Raw genomic sequence first — 16,228 nt, forward strand, 5'->3', positions numbered from 1 at the left:
TTGCTATTGCAACACAAAAAACAAAATACAACGAAAATTATTCAAATATTATTTGATTTTAAACACAGTTCATTGCGAGCGATAGCGTGGCAATCGTCGACATGCTTCCAGCCGACCTTTCTTTCGAGGATTGCTTCGTACTCAGCATTTAATAAAGCGTCATTGCGAGCGATAGCGTGGCAATCGTCGGCATGCTTCCAGCCGACCTTTCTATTGAGGATTGCTTCGTACCTCGCAATGACGCGGTGCAAATGAAGACGCGAAGTATCGCGTCTCTACAATTTCCTAACATTATTCTTCCTGTTTACATCCGGTAAGGCATTATCAGGGTCAATGGTAACGCTTTCTACGTCGCCTGTTGTGGGCAAAATAAAGGTGGTAACCTTATTTTGCAGCCAGGTTTCAACCGGGAAATAAGTGCGCTGTTTGCTGCCATCTTTCAATTTGGCTTCCACGGTAAACGGCATAGCCATCATTTCTTTATTGGCGATGGTTAGCCTTACACCCTTGCTATGATCTTTATCGACATATTTGGCATCTATCAGCGCTATATCCAGCTTATAATTATTGTAGAACCAGCCCCGCCAGAACCAGCCAAGGTCTTCGCCCGCGCCGTTTTCCATTGCCCGGAAAAAATCGTCGGGCTGCGGGTGTTTGTAGGCCCATTTGCTGATGTAATTACGGAAGGCATAATCAAACCTGTCCTTGCCTAATATCTGCTCGCGTAATAATATCAACCCAAAAGCGGGTTTAAAATAAGTTAGGGGATGGCGGTATTTTTCGGATATGGCATCAGGCTGGGTCATAATGGTAGGCGCATTGGGGTCTACAATATGCGCGATGATCTCGTCGGCAGGGTTGCCGCCGCCGGGTGCATATTCCCCGTCGCGTTTTGGGGCATACTCGCCTTTGTTAAAGGCGTCCGAAGCGTAAACATCTATAAAGGTATTAAAGCCCTCGTCCATCCAGGCAAATCGGCGCTCATCGCTGCCTACTATCATCGGGAACCAGTTGTGCCCTATTTCGTGTGCGGTAACAAAAAACAGCTCACCGGCTTTATCGTTCATGCCGTCGAACAATATACCGGGGTACTCCATGCCCGCAGCTATGCCCGCCTCGTTGATGGCGGTAGGGTATGGGTACGGGTACCATTTCTCCGAAAAATGCTCAATAGCGCCCTTCAGGTACTCGGTAGAGCGATCCCAGGCATCCTTACCCTGGCTTTCTACCGGATAAACCGACATGCTTAGCGATTTTTTGCCACCCGGCAGGTTCACCCTGGCAGCATCCCATATAAATGCCCTGGAAGCGCCGAAAGCCACATCGCGGGTGTTCATCATTTTGTAATGCCAGGTAAGCGTGCCCTTATTTACAGGCCGCGAGGATATATCATTTATCTCGGCCGCGCTGCGTATCATAACGGTTTTATCGCTGTTGCGGGCGGCTGCAAGCCTTGCAATTTGTTTTGCGGTCAATACTTCTTTTGGGTTCAGCAGGTCGCCGGGGCCGGCCACCAATACATCCCAGGGCACGGTTACCGAGTAATCAATATCGCCATACTCGCAATAAAATTCGCCGCTGCCCAGGAACGGCGCGGTTGCCCACCCGCGACTATCATCATAAACGCACATCCGAGGGAAAAACTGTGCTATCTCGAAGATCTTGCCATTTTTGGTATCAACATAATCGGTACGGCCGCCAAAGCTGCCGGGGATGCTATAATGGTACCTAATGCTGAGTTTGATAACGCCCTTGCCAAGCGATTTGGCCAGGCGCACCTGCATACGCGTATCGGTAATTTTGTAGGTCGCCTTTGTTCGCACGTTTCCGGTAACTATTTCTACCGATTCAATTTCGTAACCATTGGTGTGCTCATTTGCCTGCATGCCGGTAACAAAATTTGAGCGCGCATCTTTCTTATATGTGTTTTGGTCCAACTGCAGCCACAGGTATTGCAGCGCATCGAGGCTGTTGTTGGTATAGGTAATATCGGCTGTGCCACTTAAAGTTTTAGCAGCAGTATCAAGCTTTACGGCCAGCTTATAATCCACCCGATTTTGCCAGTACTTCGGCCCGGGTTCGCCATTGGCCGAGTGGAACTCGTTACCCTTTTCGGTATAAGGCAGGGGCGAAAACAACACCGAAGGCTGATAATTGGTGGTGATGGTATCGTTATGATTTGATCTTTGTGCCTGCGCGAAAGCAGCCGAAAGCAGTAACAGGGAAGTGCCGATGAATTTTTTCATGAAATGAGGATAAGCAGGGGCAATATACAAATGATGAGGCAAAATTGCGGGTTTGCGATAAGCAAGTTACAATCAAATAAAAATGGAATTTATTTATGGAAATGTGGTATGGCATGCATCCTATTACAAAACCAACATTATGCAGCCTTTAAAAAGTATCACTATCCCGCAGCCCTGCCACCAAAACTGGAACGAAATGACCCCGGTTGAACAGGGACGGCACTGCGCGCACTGCAGTAAAACCGTAACCGATTTTACCGCCATGACCAATAGCCAAATCGTTAGTTATTTAGCCGAACGCGATAATGTTTGCGGCAGGTTTGATAATTATCAGTTGCCCGGTTTAAATAATATGGTTACGGTACAGCACAGACTGAAATTTTGCTGGAAAAGGTTGGCAGTAGCCGCGGCAATAACAAGCTTTTTTGCCACAACAAAAGCAGAGGCACAACGCACGGTAGGTAAAGTGGCCATAACGCAATCGGTTAACAACCCTAAAGCGATACTCATTGGCGATACTATAACTTATACTACCATAAAGGGTAAAATAGTTGCCGATGATGATAACAAGCCAGTGCCAGGGGCTATAATAAGGGTAAAGGGAACAACAATCGGCACGCAAGCAAACGAAAACGGAGAATTTAGCCTGAATGTGCCCTCAAATGCGCAGACTTTATCAATCTCTTTATAGGCTTTCAAAGTGTAGAGGCCGGCATTAACGATTTTAAAAAAGGATCGGCCTGCGTTTCGTTAAAAATGACGCCAATGCTGATGGGAGAGGTAGTTATAGTAAAGAAAGTGCCGTTTTACAAAAGGTGGTGGTATAAAATCAGGCGTATATTTTAACCAAGCATACCCGCCAGCACACCCTCTTTTTTTATTTATATCTTTATGATAAAAATACAATTTGCAATTCCCGGTAAACATACCTTTAGGTGATTCATTCATACCCGCTCACTTCATTTTTGAAACGTTAGCTTATTTGGTAGGCTATAGGTACTATAATTATCTTCGCAAACACCAGCACGACGCCATTAGTACCGATCATCGCTTGATGATATTTATCGGCGCTGCATTTGGCGCGTTTGCAGGGTCACACTTGATAGGCATTTTAGAACATCCCGAACTGTTAGGTAAATTTAACCTGGTATATTTTATGGGAAATAAAACTATTGTTGGCGGAATGTTAGGCGGATTAATAGGGGTAGAACTTACGAAAAGGAAAATTGGTGTAAAAGTGTCTTCGGGCGATCTTATGGTCTATCCGCTAATATTAGCTATGATAATAGGGCGTACAGGCTGTTTCCTTGCCGGTTTAGAAGATGGCACATACGGCGTAAAAAGCGGTTTACCCTGGGCCATAAACTTTGGCGACGGTATAAGCCGACACCCGACAAATTTGTACGAAATACTTTTTTGGGCTATTTTGTGGTTGAGCTTACGACTAATTGAACGCCGGCACGAATTTACAAACGGAAGCAGGTTTAAAATATTTATGGCAACTTACTTGTTATTCAGGTTTTTGATAGAATTTATAAAGCCCGACTATTTTTTCAATTTCGGATTATCAGTTATTCAGTTAGCTTGTTTTACCGGTATGTTGTATTATTATAAAGTGTTTTTATATCCCTTAAAACTAATCAAAGCTAATGCCCGAACGCCCGTATATATATTATGATTTTACCTTAAGTATTTGCTCTACCTGTTTAAGGCGTGTTGATGCCAAAATTGTTTTCGAAGGCGAAAACGTTTATATGCTTAAAAATTGCAGGCAACATGGCTTTGAAAAGGTTTTGATAGCAACCGATATCGAGTACTACAAGAATTGCCGCAACTATGCCAAGCGGAGCGAAATGCCGCTTAAATTTAATGCTAAAACACATTATGGTTGCCCGTACGATTGTGGTTTATGCCAGGACCACGAACAGCACTCGTGCTTAACGGTTATTGAAGTGACAGACCGCTGTAATTTAAGCTGCCCCACATGTTATGCTATGTCGTCGCCGCATTATGGCAGGCACCGCACACTGCTGGAGATTGAGCAAATGCTTGATGTGATAGTAGAAAATGAGGGCGAACCCGATGTTGTGCAGATAAGCGGGGGAGAGCCTACAGTACATCCTCAATTTTTTGAGATATTGGATATCGCCAAAACCAAACCCATTAAACATTTAATGGTAAATACAAACGGTATTCGCATTGCTAAAGATGAGGAGTTTGTAAAAAGACTTGCAAGATACCAACCCGATTTTGAGATATATCTCCAGTTTGATTCATTCAAAAAGGAAGCCTTGTTGCAGTTGAGGGGCGAAAACCTTACGGGCGTAAGAATAAAAGCAATAGAGAATCTTAACAAATACAATTTATCTACAACACTTGTAGTGACCTTACAAAAGGGATTAAATACCGAGGAAATAGGAGCGATTATAGAATATGCACTGCGGCAGCCCTGTGTACGCGGAGTAACTTTTCAGCCAACGCAACAGGCCGGCCGTTTAGAGAACTTTAACCCCGGTACCGACAGGTATACGCTAACCGAAGTACGCTCTGCAATTTTAGAGCAGACCAATATTTTTAACGCCAACGACCTAATACCTGTGCCTTGTAACCCGGATGCACTGGTTATGGGTTATGCTTTAAAGCTTGGCGGACAGGTGTTTCCGTTAACCAGGATGATTAGCCCTGACGACCTGCTCGACAATTCCAAAAACACTATTGTATATGAGCAGGATGAACAACTGAAGATGCACTTATTAAACATGTTTAGCACGGGTAATTCGGTTGATAAGGCCAAGGAGCACCTAAAATCCATTATGTGCTGCCTGCCTGAGATAGATGCACCACAACTAAGCTACGATAATTTGTTCAGGGTAATTATAATGCAGTTTATAGATGCGCAAAATTTTGATGTAAGGGCGATAAAAAAATCATGCGTACATATTGTTAACAAGGATATGCAAATCATCCCATTTGAAACCATGAACATTTTTTATCGAGATGATAAAAAGGATTATTTAGATCAGTTACGACAAGAAATACAACCTGTTTAATATGGAAGAGCCGAAAAAAAAAAGTTTAAAACTCACGATATCATTATCGGTGTTAATATGCTGATATTAATAGTTTATACTATTGCCTTACGCATTGGTCATGATAATTATAACTTTATTTTAGATGCTATGTTGATTGCATTACAAGTTGTATTATGCCTTATCATTGCAATATTTACTAATGCCCGGGCTTTTTTACTTAGCGCGGGTTTAGTACTGCTTATTGGGTTTGCCACTTGTTTTGCTGTGGTAGGAGCCTAACCCAGCATGCCCGCCAGCACACCCTCTTTTAACGAGTAGGTGGATAAAGTAACATCAGTTAACCCCAGCTTTTGCATCATGTAGATGGTAAGCAAACTGGCTACTACGATCATGTCAACCCTTACCGGGATGATGCCTTTCATGCTTGCGCGCAGGGAGTGGCTTGATTTGATCAAAAGCTCTATCAGATCTAAAAGATCGTCGGTATCAAATTCATATACCTTGGTTTGGTCCAGGTTAAATTGCCTGCCTTTTTTCAGTTCGATAACCTCAGCGAAGCTTTCAAACGCGCCCGATGAGCCGATAAGCGTTTTGGGTTTATACTTTAACGCTGCCGCGAACAGCTCCATCAGTTTGCCATCCAGGTAGCGGGTAAGTTCTTTGATAGAAGCAAGGGGTATCGGGTCGGTTTGGTGGAACTTATCCATTAGCCGGGCGGCGCCTATCTCAAAGCTTCGCTTCCAGAGCACTTCATCGGTATTGGCGATGATGAACTCTACGCTGCCGCCGCCAATATCCATAATAAGGGCGTTTTCATCATCTAAGCAGCCGCTGGCATCAATGCCTTTGTAAATATAAGCGGCTTCCTGTTCGCCACTGATGAGCTCGATTTGTATGCCGGTTTTTTCGGCAACCTGATCTATAAAATCCTGCCCGTTGGCAGCGCTGCGAACGGCCGAAGTGCCTACGGCTTTAACCGCTGTAACGTTATGATCTAATATCTTATCCTGAAAATGCTGCATGGCTGCAAGGCCGCGCGCAAAAGCTTCGGGCCTGATGGTACCGTTATTAATGCCGCCCTCGCCAAGTTTTACCGCTTCGGTGGTTTTAAAAACGGTGGTAAAGTTATCCGCAGGGCCTTCGGCTATCAGCAGGTGAAAGGTGTTTGTGCCCAGGTCCATTACGGCAACGCGCTTGTTATCCATCAGCGGCTAAATTAAAAAATCCCTGCTTAAGTTTTGGCTCGGGCGGGGATTTAAATTATGATAGGTTAAAGGACAATTATTCTTTATAAAAGAACCATTTTACCAGTTCTTTATAGCTTGCTTTTTTGCCATACATTAACACACCTACCCTATATATGCGCGATGCTATATACGTGGTAAATAAAAAGCCTGCTACCATCAAAAACATCGACAGCCCTAACTGCCACGCGGGCACACCGCCAAACGGTATCCGTATCATCATGGCTACCGGCGCGGTAAACGGTATCATGGATAACCAAACAGCCAGCGGACTATCCGGCGCGCGGAATAAAACAGTTACTGCTAAAAGATAAGTGAACAACAACGGCAATGTTATCGGGAACATAAACTGTTGTGTTTCGGTCTCGCTGTCAACCGCCGAGCCTACCGCTGCAAACAGGGCGCTGTACAGTAAATATCCTGATAGAAAATAAAATAAAAAGCAACCCAATATATAACCGAACGGTATGTTCTGTAAGGTTTGCAAAGCGCCCAGAATACCGCCTGCGGGGCCATTCCCTGCAGCCTTTGTTACAATTACCGATAGCACTATCCATGCGGTAAACTGGGTTAAACCAACCAGGCCCACACCGATAATTTTGCCAAGCATCAGCTGAAAAGGCTTTACCGATGATATGATGACCTCGATGATACGGCTGGTTTTTTCTTCGATAACGCCGCGCATAACCTGCGCGCCATATATAAACAACGACATATAGATAAGGATGGCGCACGCTATGCCTACACCCATGCTGGTACCTACATCGGCATCCTTGGTACCTGTTTCGGTAACCTCCATCGCGCTTACACTAACCTTATTCTTTTGTGCCTTATTTATTAAGGCCGTGTCAATATGGTTAGCCAGCATGGTATTGGTGGATGCTATTTTATTCATTTGATTTTCTACCTCGCCGGTAAGCGCGAACGAAGGTTTCTTTTTAGAAAGAAACTGTACGGGCTTATGCGCGTAATCCTTTGATATCAGCAATATCGAAAGGTCTTCATTGTCCTTTAACCCGGCCTGGGCTTTTTCCAAAGGCTCGTTTGTGGGTACGAACAGGATATTTTTGGCGTTCTTTAATTTACCTTCAAACTGATGGCTTTCATCTATTACTTTAATAGTTTGAGGTTTGCTAACCTGGTCGCTGTCCTTTGCCACGTAAGCAATAAGCTTGGTCATGCCTGCCAGCAGCAGGGGTACCGCAAGCATCATTACTATAAAAGCCTTTTTACGCACACGGGTAATATACTCGCGTTGTATAATGAGTAATACTTTATTCATTTTTATTTAATAAGGTTCACTTTTTCGATGAATATCTCGTTCATGCTCGGGATAACTTCCTGCAGCATGTTTATGCGCGTTTTTGGTATCAGGTAGTTCAACACATCGTTGGCCGAGTTGGCATTCAGCTTTATTTTGATGATATGGCTGTTTTCTTCGCCTTCGGTTTCGCTTAATACCTCAAATGGCTGCGCGCCGTCAAAAGCAATTTTGCTGCCGGTGTACTCTACCAGGTAAGTTTCGTTTTTGTATGAATTGCGTATGGCTTTAACCCTGCCATCCAGTATTTTGTGCGATTTATGGATAAGCGCTATAGAATCGCAAAGCTCTTCAACCGATTCCATTCGGTGGGTAGAGAACAGGATGGTAGCGCCATTGCGGTTCAGTTCCAGTATTTCGTCTTTTATCAGTTCGGCGTTCACCGGGTCGAAACCGCTAAAGGGCTCGTCCAGTATGATCAGGTCTGGCTCGTGCAGTACTGTTGCTACAAACTGGGCCTTTTGCTGCATACCCTTTGAAAGCTCTTCTATCTTTTTCTTCCACCAGCTTTCCATGTCCAGTTTTTTAAACCAGAATTTTAGCTTTTCAGTAGCCTCGGCACGGGTAAGGCCCTTCAGGCGGGCCAGGTATATCATTTGCTCGCCTATTTCCATTTTTTTGTACAAGCCGCGTTCTTCGGGCAAATAGCCGATACGCCCGATATGCGATTGATCGAGCTTTTGACCGTTGAAAAACACCTCGCCCGAATCGGGGGCGGTTATTTGATTGATGATACGGATGAGTGAGGTTTTACCGGCGCCGTTTGGCCCAAGCAGGCCGAAAATTTTACCGCTTTCAACCTCAAGGCTCACATCGTCTAACGCGCGGTGCCCGGCGTATTGTTTAACAATGTTACGAATGCTTAGCATTATCAGGGTTTTTGTTTACGCTAATTTAGATAATAGCGGGCAGGCATTGTTACAAACAATGTATTTTTATATCGCTTAGCGCTGTAAATGTTAATGTTAAAACCAATTCCGGCAATTTTTTAATGATGGTTATTGAAAATATACATATTGCGGCACTGGCACCCACCTTCCGGCTGAATAATAATGCGAATTTTTAGCCAGGGTATCACGTTTGCGTGTAAGATCTAAAGGTTTATGAAACAAAAAGCCCGGCATCATAACGATACCGGGCTTTCTCACTCTTTCGGACTTTCGGTCTAACCCGACTTCCGGACTATCTACTCAAAATATTCCTTCATCCGTTCAAAAAAGCTTTTTTCGTTTTTGCCGGGATTGGGCTTAAAATTTGGCGAGCTCTGTAATTTTTCCAGGGCTTCGCGTTCTTCGCGGCTCAGGGCTTTCGGTGTCCAGATGTTTACGTGCACCAGTTGGTCGCCGCGGTGATACGAGTTCACCTCGGGCACGCCCTTGCCTTTCAGGCGCAGTATTTTGCCGCCCTGGGTTCCGGGGTCTATCTTTATTTTCGCCTTGCCGTCAATGGTTGGTACTTCAATGCTGGTACCTAAGGCTGCATCTACAAAGTTGATATGCAGATCGTAGATGACGTTGTTGCCGTCGCGTTTTAAGGTTTCGTGCGGTATCTCTTCTATCAGGATGATCAGGTCGCCCGGTACACCGCCACGCGGGGCAGCGTTACCCTTGCCGCTCATGCTTAGCTGCATGCCTTCGCTAACACCGGCAGGTACATTTATGGTAATGGTTTCTTCGCCGCGCACAACGCCGTCGCCATGGCAAACATTACATTTAGCGGTAATGGTCGATCCTTCGCCGTTACAGGTAGGGCAGGTGCTGGTGGTTTGCATCTGGCCCAAAATAGTGTTGGTTACCCTACGAACCGAGCCCGCGCCGCCGCAAGTTTTACAGGTGGAGAAAGACGCTTTGTCCTTAGCGCCTGTTCCATCGCAGGTTTTACAAAGTATCTGCTTGTTTACCTTTATCTTTTTTTCGGCGCCGTTAGCAATCTCTTCCAGCGATAACCTTACCTTGATGCGCAGGTTACTGCCGCGTGCTACCCTGCGGCCACCGCCCTGCCGGCCGCCACCACCGCCAAAGAAACCTTCGAACGGGCTGCCGCCGCCAAATATATCGCCAAACTGGCTGAATATGTCGTCCATATTCATGCTGCCGCCACCATAGCCACCATTTGCCGAACCTGCGTTTGCCGCATGGCCAAACTGGTTGTAGCGCTGCCGTTTTTCGGGATTGCTTAACACCTCATAGGCTTCGGCAGCTTCCTTAAATTTTTCTTCCGCCTGTTTATCACCCTGATTTTTATCCGGGTGGTATTTGATAGCCATTTTACGATATGCTTTTTTTATCTCATCGGCATCTGCGCCTTTGCTCACACCAAGCACATCGTAATAATCTCTCTTAGCCATTTATTTTATTAATTATTGATTTATTGAATTAGTGATTTAGTGAATTGTATCACCTGTCAATAACTCTTTGTAATCTGTTTAATTAAGAAGGATTTAGCGGCCAACTGATTTAAATCACTAAATCAATCGTTCACTAAATCGCTAATTGTACTTACGCTCCAACTACAACTTTAGCAAAACGAACAACGCGTTCGTTAAGCTCATAACCTTTTTCCATTTCGTCTACCACTTTACCCTTCATATCATCAGTGGGGGCAGGTATGCTGGTAATGGCTTCATGCAAATCCGGGTCAAACGTGGCACCTACCGATTGCATTTCTTTTAAGCCTTTTTGGCTTAGTATATTTTTTAGCTTGTGTTGTATCAATGCAACACCCTCTTTAACAGATACCACATCGGTAGCATTATCCATCGATCGTAAAGCACGTTCAAAATCATCTAATACCGGCAGCAGGGCAACTATTACATCTTTGCCTTCTGTTTTGCGGGCTTCCTCGCGCTCCTTTATGGTACGGCGGCGAAAGTTATCAAACTCGGCATAAAGCCTTAAATATTTATCATTGGCTTGTGTAAGTTCTTCTTTAAATTTCTCTTCGGCCGATGGTGTGTTTGCCGTTGTGCCGGTATCATTGGTCGGTTCGTTGCCGTCAACCTGTCCGTTCCCGTTCGCAGTCGCTGCGGTATTTTCCTGGGTTTCTGAATTTCCTTTATTTTTTTTCTTTAGCATGTCATTAAAATTCATAGCAAATAGTGCTAATCAAGTATCCTGCCATCGGTTTAAACCCGACAACGTGTCAGTAGTCATTAAAATATCCGGTTAAGTTTGCAGTTTACAGTGTGTAGTTGGCAGAATATTTGGTTTGCAGTGTGCAGTTGGCATTTAAAGCAATAACTGTGAATTGGTTACTGCATGCTGTTGATAAGTTGTCAGTCGCACATCATGCAACTGCAAACCGCCGACTGCAAACTAGCAAAGCCTACTGCCAGCCGCCTGCTGCAAACTGATCAAGCCATCTTTACATCCTCTAATACCTTACCGGTTTCGCATTTGATAATGCGCGATGGAAAGGTGCGTATGATGTGATAATCGTGCGTGGCAACCACTACAGCGGTACCGCCCTGGCTTATCTGTTTTAGTAGCAGCACTATTTCTTCGGATGTATCCGGGTCAAGGTTCCCGGTAGGCTCATCGGCCAGTATAATTTCGGGGTTGTTTAGTAATGCACGGGCAATAACCACGCGTTGCTGCTCGCCGCCGGATAGCTCATGCGGCATCTTTTTAAGTTTCGATCGCAGGCCAACTTTCTCAAGAACGTCAAGTATCCGGTCAGCTATTTGTTGTTTATCCGTCCAGCCGGTAGCGCGCATCACAAACTGCAGGTTCTGTTCAACCGAGCGGTCGGTTAATAATTGAAAATCCTGAAAAACTATTCCAAGCTTGCGGCGCAGGTAAGGCACATCCTTAGTAGCAAGCTTGCTCAGTTCGTACCCGCAGGCGTGGCCGGTGCCGCTGGCAATGTTCAAGTCGCCGTAAATAACTTTTAACAAGCTGCTTTTGCCCGAACCTGTTTGGCCAATAAGCCATACAAAATCGCCTTTATCAATATGCAGGTTTACATTTGACAGAACCAGGTGCTTTTGCTGAAAAATATCAACATTATTTAGTTTTATAATAGAGTTTCCAATCATCTTACTTACAGCTCTAATTTTAATATTTTACCAAAGGGCAGGTCTTTAATAACGCCCATAATATATTCGTACTTATCAGCAAGGCCAATTTTATCGAGCGATTTTTCGGGCCTGTCTACCCTGAAATAGGCCAGCAGGGTAAACTTATCGTCTCTTAGCTGCACATAATCGGGTATTTTGGCAACGCCTTTTACTTTTATAATATACATTTTTAAGCTAAAAGCTTAAAGCACAAAGCTAAAAGCTGGAATGGTTCAAATTTACTTTTTTTAGCCGAAAGCCGTATCAATTTCCGAAATAAGCTTTAGGCTGCCAGCTTTGTGCTTTCAGCCTAACTTTGACAAGAACTCAATCGTATCCACCCCATCGGCATAATCCCATAGTTGAGGGTGCTGGCTTTGGCCAAAATCAACCACCTGGTTTACTGTTTGCAGCGGTGCTGTAGTTACTATGCATTGCAGGCTGTTGCTTTGCTGCTGCAGCATGCTTTGTGCCGACGCAAGGTCGGTGTAGGTTTCGTAAAACAAACATGCAAGGGGCGATGTAAGGCGGGTATCCTGCTTTAACAGTAAAAAGCCGTTATCAAGGTGCTCATCGCGGTTTACCAGGTATATGGATTTATTGTAATCGTAATTGTTGTTGTATTTGTGATGATTGATAATAGGTGCGAAGCTTTCTATCGACTCAAAAAAGTGGTTGAAATTATAACCTTCGGGTACCAGCAGCTTTGATACGTTACGGCAGCCCAGGCCAAAGTAATCAAAAATGTCATGTCCTAAAGCGGCCAGTTGTTCGGTGGTCTCGGTACCGGCAAGCAGGGCTATGCTGTTGCGGTTTTTGCGGATGATGTTGGGCACTTTGCCAAAATAATACTCAAAATACCGCGATGTGTTGTTGCTGCCGGTAGCGATAATGGCGTCGAAACCTTCCAGCCGCTCTACAAAACTAAACTTATCCGCATACGAACTATCAAGTTGGACAAGCAAATTTAATACGTATTTTATCAAGCGGGCATCCTGCGACGAGGCTTTTATTAACGCGCGGTTGCCGGTTACCAATACACAAAGCACATCATGAAAACCAACCAGCGGAATATTGCCTGCCAGTACTAAGCCTACATTTTTATCGCTGCCCTGCGTAACACCATATTTTGTAAGCCACTGCTCCAGATCGGCACGGTTAAGCATGCGGCCGGTCGCGGTAACCGCGTTCAGCACACTTTCGGGCGTGAACCAGGCGTTGTACTGCCGCTCGGTCTCAATCAGCTCCATCAGTTGTGCATCAGGTGCAGCAAGCTTATTGCCAAGTTCAGAAAATGTGCTTACGGTATCCGTTATATTAATTTTTGACATATATATGTTATCGGGTTAAACCCTTAAAGCCTTTTTTTGTTATATTTGCAAGCCCAGATTATGGGGGCAAAGGTAAATAGAATACTATAAGAATATTTAAATAATATGGCGATTATAATCACCGATGAATGCATAAACTGCGGGGCCTGCGAACCAGAGTGCCCAAACAATGCTATTTATGATGCAGGTGCTGCATGGCGATTTAGCGATGGTACAGATCTGAGGGGCGTAATTGATTTTGGCGATGGCAATACTTTAAATGCCGAAGAAGCACAGGCTGCTTTATCTGATGATATTTATTATATAGTACCCGATAAATGTACCGAGTGTGTTGGTTTTCATGATGAGCCGCAATGTGCTGCGGTTTGCCCGGTAGATTGCTGCGTGGATGATGAAGATGTACGCGAAACCGAAGAAGAACTGCACGCTAAAAAAGACTGGCTGCATCAAAACGGATAAGATTTTAAAACACTTATTTTGAAGGGGAAACGCGGCAACGGGTTTCCCCTTTTGTTTTAGCATAACTTTATTGGTTACTTTAACGTATTAACCCTTGTTAATTATGGAATACGGAATTTGCAACCTTGCTGTGATACCCTTACGCGCGGAACCTAACGACAGGAGCGAAATGGTATCGCAGGTACTTTTTGGCGAGGCATTCGAGATTTTGGAGTGGAAGGAAAAGTGGGTGCAAATAACAACCGCTACAGATAATTACACCGGGTGGATAGACCGGCTGCAGTTTGTGATGCTTGGCCACCTGGCCTATAAGCGGCTGCTGCAAACCCCGCCGCCGTTAACTTACCGCGCTGTAACACAGGCCTGGAAAATAGTTGATAATTCAGTGATATACCTGCCGGCGGGAAGTTCGCTTGCTTTTTTAGAAGGTACAACCAGTTATATAGGCAACCAAAAGTTTGAAATAATTGGCGAGATTGGCCAGCAAGACAGTATAGCCAATATTGCACGTTCGTTTTTGAATTCGCCGTATTTATGGGGCGGGCGCACGCATTTCGGAATAGATTGCTCGGGGTTTACCCAGGTAGTTTATAAATTGCGCGGTATAAACCTGCGCCGCGATGCGTCTTTACAAGCCGAGGATGGCGAGCCGGTAGAATCGTTATTTAAAGCCAAACTGGGCGATCTGGCCTTTTTTAACAACGACGAGGGGCGGATTACCCATGTAGGTATCTTGCTGGGCGGTGGCCACATCATCCACGCGTCGGGCAAGGTTAAAATAGATACAATTGATAACCAGGGTATTTATTCAGAAGAATTGAAACGTTACACGCACAGGCTTAAAATTATAAAGCGGTATTTTTAAAAGCCGATATCCCAGATAATTACTTTTTTATCATCGCCGGCAGATAGCAGCCGGTTGCCATCCCATGCCAGCTTATTTACAGACAGGGCATGGCTTGCGTAGCCTTTTTCGCGACTGATGATCTTACGCAGCTTAAAGTCAACTGCATCCCATATCTTAATACTTTTATCCATGCTGGCCGTTGCAAAATAGGATTGGGTGGGGTGGAAGGCGATATGGTTAACCGTGAACAAATGCGCGGGAATATTTTGGATAAGCGAATAAGTTTTATTATCCCATATCTTAATTTGAGCATCGCGCGCGCCCGATAACAGATAATCACCTTCGGGAGCATATTGCAGGGAAAATACCGACATGGTATGGCCTATCAACGCCTTTATCGGGCTGTAGTCTTCCAGGTCATAAATCACAATTCGGTTATCGCGGCAACCAAAGGCTACACGGTCTTCAGCGGCGTTTATACTCATGCAGCGAACGGTATCATTTGACACTTGAATAGTATGTAATAACCCGAGCGTTTCCAGGCTCCATACCGATACGGTACCATCTTCAGATGCTATCAGTAATTCATTTTTTTTTGCTGATGACTTAATATCAAAAATGGGTTTAATATGATGCCGTAAACGATGGGTTATCTTCTGTTCGATGAAGTTAAAAACCAGCACCTCGCCGCTACGTAAACCGGCAAACAGCAGGGGATAGCCCGCCGGGCAATGAATAGCATAAACCGAAGCCATCACCGGGAACATCACCTTGATAAACGAGTTGCTTTGCAGGTTCCATTCTACAAGCCCTTTATCATTACCGCCCGTAAACAGTATACCCGGCTTTTGCGAAAGCTCCAGGCTAAATATGGGATTGCTGTGGCCGGTAAGTTCTGCTGTTTTTTGTACTTCCATCTCAGTTTGCAGTGGGCGGTTCTCAGTTTGCAGTTCTTAGCAGCTAACTGCGAACTTAAAACTGCTGACTGGCTATTTATGCCTCTCCTTTAAATTTTTTGCTATGCGCTCCAAATTTAAGCCTTTTTCGCGCAGCAGCACCAACAGGTGAAAAACAAGGTCCGACGATTCGTTTATCAGGTCGGTTTCTGTTTCGGCTAATGCGGCTATAACGGTCTCTACGCCTTCCTCGCCAACTTTTTGGGCTATTTTATTAAGGCCTTTGTTGCGTAGCTTATTTACATACGATCCCTCAACAGGGTTTTCGTAGCGGTCGGCAATAATACTTTCCAGTTGCAATATAAAGTTTTGGTTATAATCTGTTTCAAAGCAACTTCGCGATCCTGTGTGGCAGGTAGGGCCATCGGCTTTAACTTTTATCAGCAGGGTGTCGTTATCACAATCGATATGCATGCTTTTTACATGCAGGTAATTTTGGCTGGTTTCGCCCTTTGTCCACAAGCGGTTGTTGGAGCGCGAAAAAAAGGTTACGATATTTTCCTGAACGGTTTTATCGTACGCTTCCCGGTTCATGTAACCGAGCATCAGCACCTCAAGTGTTTGCTCGTCCTGTATTATAACCGGCACTAAACCGTCTGTTTTGTTAAAATCGATGTTCATTTTCATTTATTATTTACGCCTCGCAATGAACTGTGTTTAAAATCAAATAATATTTGAATAATTTTCGTTGTATTTTGTTTTTTGTGTTGCAATAGCAAAGGCCTGTTTCAATAG

General features: G+C 44.6%; 17 protein-coding genes. 6 read left to right on the top strand and 11 right to left on the bottom strand.

What is annotated here, in order from left to right:
- Positions 1 to 275 precede the first annotated feature (275 nt).
- Positions 276 to 2,246, bottom strand: a complete 1,971-nt coding sequence (locus HDC91_RS19690) for a M1 family metallopeptidase (protein ID WP_183555140.1) — start codon at positions 2,244 to 2,246, stop codon at positions 276 to 278.
- A gap of 82 nt (positions 2,247 to 2,328) precedes the next feature.
- Here HDC91_RS19690 and HDC91_RS19695 point away from each other — a divergent pair, with 82 nt between their 5' ends.
- From HDC91_RS19695 to HDC91_RS19710, 4 genes are all read left to right on the top strand, one after another.
- Complete coding sequence (locus tag HDC91_RS19695) at positions 2,329 to 2,937, top strand: carboxypeptidase-like regulatory domain-containing protein (protein ID WP_183555142.1); 609 nt, start codon at positions 2,329 to 2,331, stop codon at positions 2,935 to 2,937.
- A 216-nt stretch (positions 2,938 to 3,153) separates the two neighbouring features.
- The gene (locus HDC91_RS19700; protein ID WP_255476801.1) at positions 3,154 to 3,924 is read left to right on the top strand and encodes a prolipoprotein diacylglyceryl transferase; all 771 of its coding nucleotides are present in this window, start codon (positions 3,154 to 3,156) and stop codon (positions 3,922 to 3,924) included.
- Entirely contained in the window at positions 3,896 to 5,296 is a 1,401-nt protein-coding gene (locus HDC91_RS19705) for a radical SAM protein (RefSeq protein ID WP_183555146.1), read from the top strand. The genes HDC91_RS19700 and HDC91_RS19705 overlap by 29 nt, the downstream gene beginning before the upstream one ends.
- Before the next feature lie 57 nt (positions 5,297 to 5,353).
- Complete coding sequence (locus HDC91_RS19710) at positions 5,354 to 5,557, top strand: hypothetical protein (RefSeq protein WP_183555157.1); 204 nt, start codon at positions 5,354 to 5,356, stop codon at positions 5,555 to 5,557.
- Here HDC91_RS19710 and HDC91_RS19715 read toward each other — a convergent pair.
- From HDC91_RS19715 to HDC91_RS19750, 8 genes are all read right to left on the bottom strand, one after another.
- Positions 5,554 to 6,483 carry an exopolyphosphatase gene (locus HDC91_RS19715; RefSeq protein ID WP_183555159.1) on the bottom strand — a complete coding sequence of 310 codons (930 nt, stop codon included), beginning with the start codon at positions 6,481 to 6,483 and terminating at the stop codon, positions 5,554 to 5,556. The two genes, HDC91_RS19710 and HDC91_RS19715, sit on opposite strands and share 4 nt — an antisense overlap.
- A 76-nt stretch (positions 6,484 to 6,559) precedes the next feature.
- A complete protein-coding gene (locus HDC91_RS19720) occupies positions 6,560 to 7,804 on the bottom strand; it encodes an ABC transporter permease (protein WP_183555161.1) in 1,245 nt (414 codons plus the stop codon).
- Positions 7,805 to 7,806: 2 nt separating this feature from the next.
- Positions 7,807 to 8,712, bottom strand: coding sequence for an ABC transporter ATP-binding protein (locus tag HDC91_RS19725; RefSeq protein ID WP_183555163.1), 906 nt, complete (start codon positions 8,710 to 8,712; stop codon positions 7,807 to 7,809).
- Positions 8,713 to 9,029: 317 nt separating this feature from the next.
- Positions 9,030 to 10,190, bottom strand: coding sequence for a molecular chaperone DnaJ (dnaJ, locus tag HDC91_RS19730; protein WP_162432886.1), 1,161 nt, complete (start codon positions 10,188 to 10,190; stop codon positions 9,030 to 9,032).
- Between the two features lie 151 nt (positions 10,191 to 10,341).
- Positions 10,342 to 10,917 carry a nucleotide exchange factor GrpE gene (gene grpE, locus HDC91_RS19735; protein ID WP_183555165.1) on the bottom strand — a complete coding sequence of 192 codons (576 nt, stop codon included), beginning with the start codon at positions 10,915 to 10,917 and terminating at the stop codon, positions 10,342 to 10,344.
- A 278-nt stretch (positions 10,918 to 11,195) separates the two neighbouring features.
- Positions 11,196 to 11,879 (bottom strand): cell division ATP-binding protein FtsE, encoded by a 684-nt coding sequence (locus HDC91_RS19740; protein ID WP_162432884.1) that lies wholly within the window; start codon positions 11,877 to 11,879, stop codon positions 11,196 to 11,198.
- 5 nt (positions 11,880 to 11,884) lie between these two features.
- Complete coding sequence (locus HDC91_RS19745) at positions 11,885 to 12,088, bottom strand: fructose-6-phosphate aldolase (RefSeq protein WP_162432883.1); 204 nt, start codon at positions 12,086 to 12,088, stop codon at positions 11,885 to 11,887.
- A 117-nt stretch (positions 12,089 to 12,205) separates the two neighbouring features.
- Positions 12,206 to 13,231 (bottom strand): acyl-CoA reductase, encoded by a 1,026-nt coding sequence (locus HDC91_RS19750; RefSeq protein ID WP_183555167.1) that lies wholly within the window; start codon positions 13,229 to 13,231, stop codon positions 12,206 to 12,208.
- Positions 13,232 to 13,336: 105 nt separating this feature from the next.
- On the opposite strand from HDC91_RS19750, the gene HDC91_RS19755 reads away from it, so the two are divergent.
- Entirely contained in the window at positions 13,337 to 13,690 is a 354-nt protein-coding gene (locus tag HDC91_RS19755; RefSeq protein ID WP_162432881.1) for a 4Fe-4S dicluster domain-containing protein, read from the top strand.
- Between the two features lie 103 nt (positions 13,691 to 13,793).
- Positions 13,794 to 14,555 (top strand): C40 family peptidase, encoded by a 762-nt coding sequence (locus HDC91_RS19760; protein ID WP_162432880.1) that lies wholly within the window; start codon positions 13,794 to 13,796, stop codon positions 14,553 to 14,555.
- Here the strand turns inward: HDC91_RS19760 and HDC91_RS19765 are convergent.
- Positions 14,552 to 15,454 carry a WD40 repeat domain-containing protein gene (locus HDC91_RS19765; protein WP_183555169.1) on the bottom strand — a complete coding sequence of 301 codons (903 nt, stop codon included), beginning with the start codon at positions 15,452 to 15,454 and terminating at the stop codon, positions 14,552 to 14,554. The two genes, HDC91_RS19760 and HDC91_RS19765, sit on opposite strands and share 4 nt — an antisense overlap.
- A 72-nt stretch (positions 15,455 to 15,526) precedes the next feature.
- Positions 15,527 to 16,114: a bifunctional phosphoribosyl-AMP cyclohydrolase/phosphoribosyl-ATP diphosphatase HisIE gene (gene hisIE, locus HDC91_RS19770; protein WP_183555171.1), complete on the bottom strand. Its 588-nt coding sequence runs from the start codon at positions 16,112 to 16,114 to the stop codon at positions 15,527 to 15,529.
- Positions 16,115 to 16,228 lie beyond the last annotated feature (114 nt).

It is taken from the genome of Mucilaginibacter sp. AK015, assembly GCF_014200785.1.
Classification (GTDB): domain Bacteria; phylum Bacteroidota; class Bacteroidia; order Sphingobacteriales; family Sphingobacteriaceae; genus Mucilaginibacter.

Coding starts and splice junctions, on each gene's coding strand:
- HDC91_RS19690 (WP_183555140.1), bottom strand. CDS start 2,246: ATGAAAAAATTCATCGGCACTTCCCTGTTACTGCTTTCGGCTGCTTTC.
- HDC91_RS19695 (WP_183555142.1), top strand. CDS start 2,329: ATGGAATTTATTTATGGAAATGTGGTATGGCATGCATCCTATTACAAA.
- HDC91_RS19705 (WP_183555146.1), top strand. CDS start 3,896: ATGCCCGAACGCCCGTATATATATTATGATTTTACCTTAAGTATTTGC.
- HDC91_RS19710 (WP_183555157.1), top strand. CDS start 5,354: ATGCTGATATTAATAGTTTATACTATTGCCTTACGCATTGGTCATGAT.
- HDC91_RS19715 (WP_183555159.1), bottom strand. CDS start 6,483: ATGGATAACAAGCGCGTTGCCGTAATGGACCTGGGCACAAACACCTTT.
- HDC91_RS19720 (WP_183555161.1), bottom strand. CDS start 7,804: ATGAATAAAGTATTACTCATTATACAACGCGAGTATATTACCCGTGTG.
- HDC91_RS19725 (WP_183555163.1), bottom strand. CDS start 8,712: ATGCTAAGCATTCGTAACATTGTTAAACAATACGCCGGGCACCGCGCG.
- dnaJ (WP_162432886.1), bottom strand. CDS start 10,190: ATGGCTAAGAGAGATTATTACGATGTGCTTGGTGTGAGCAAAGGCGCA.
- grpE (WP_183555165.1), bottom strand. CDS start 10,917: ATGCTAAAGAAAAAAAATAAAGGAAATTCAGAAACCCAGGAAAATACC.
- HDC91_RS19740 (WP_162432884.1), bottom strand. CDS start 11,879: ATGATTGGAAACTCTATTATAAAACTAAATAATGTTGATATTTTTCAG.
- HDC91_RS19745 (WP_162432883.1), bottom strand. CDS start 12,088: ATGTATATTATAAAAGTAAAAGGCGTTGCCAAAATACCCGATTATGTG.
- HDC91_RS19750 (WP_183555167.1), bottom strand. CDS start 13,231: ATGTCAAAAATTAATATAACGGATACCGTAAGCACATTTTCTGAACTT.
- HDC91_RS19755 (WP_162432881.1), top strand. CDS start 13,337: ATGGCGATTATAATCACCGATGAATGCATAAACTGCGGGGCCTGCGAA.
- HDC91_RS19760 (WP_162432880.1), top strand. CDS start 13,794: ATGGAATACGGAATTTGCAACCTTGCTGTGATACCCTTACGCGCGGAA.
- HDC91_RS19765 (WP_183555169.1), bottom strand. CDS start 15,454: ATGGAAGTACAAAAAACAGCAGAACTTACCGGCCACAGCAATCCCATA.
- hisIE (WP_183555171.1), bottom strand. CDS start 16,114: ATGAACATCGATTTTAACAAAACAGACGGTTTAGTGCCGGTTATAATA.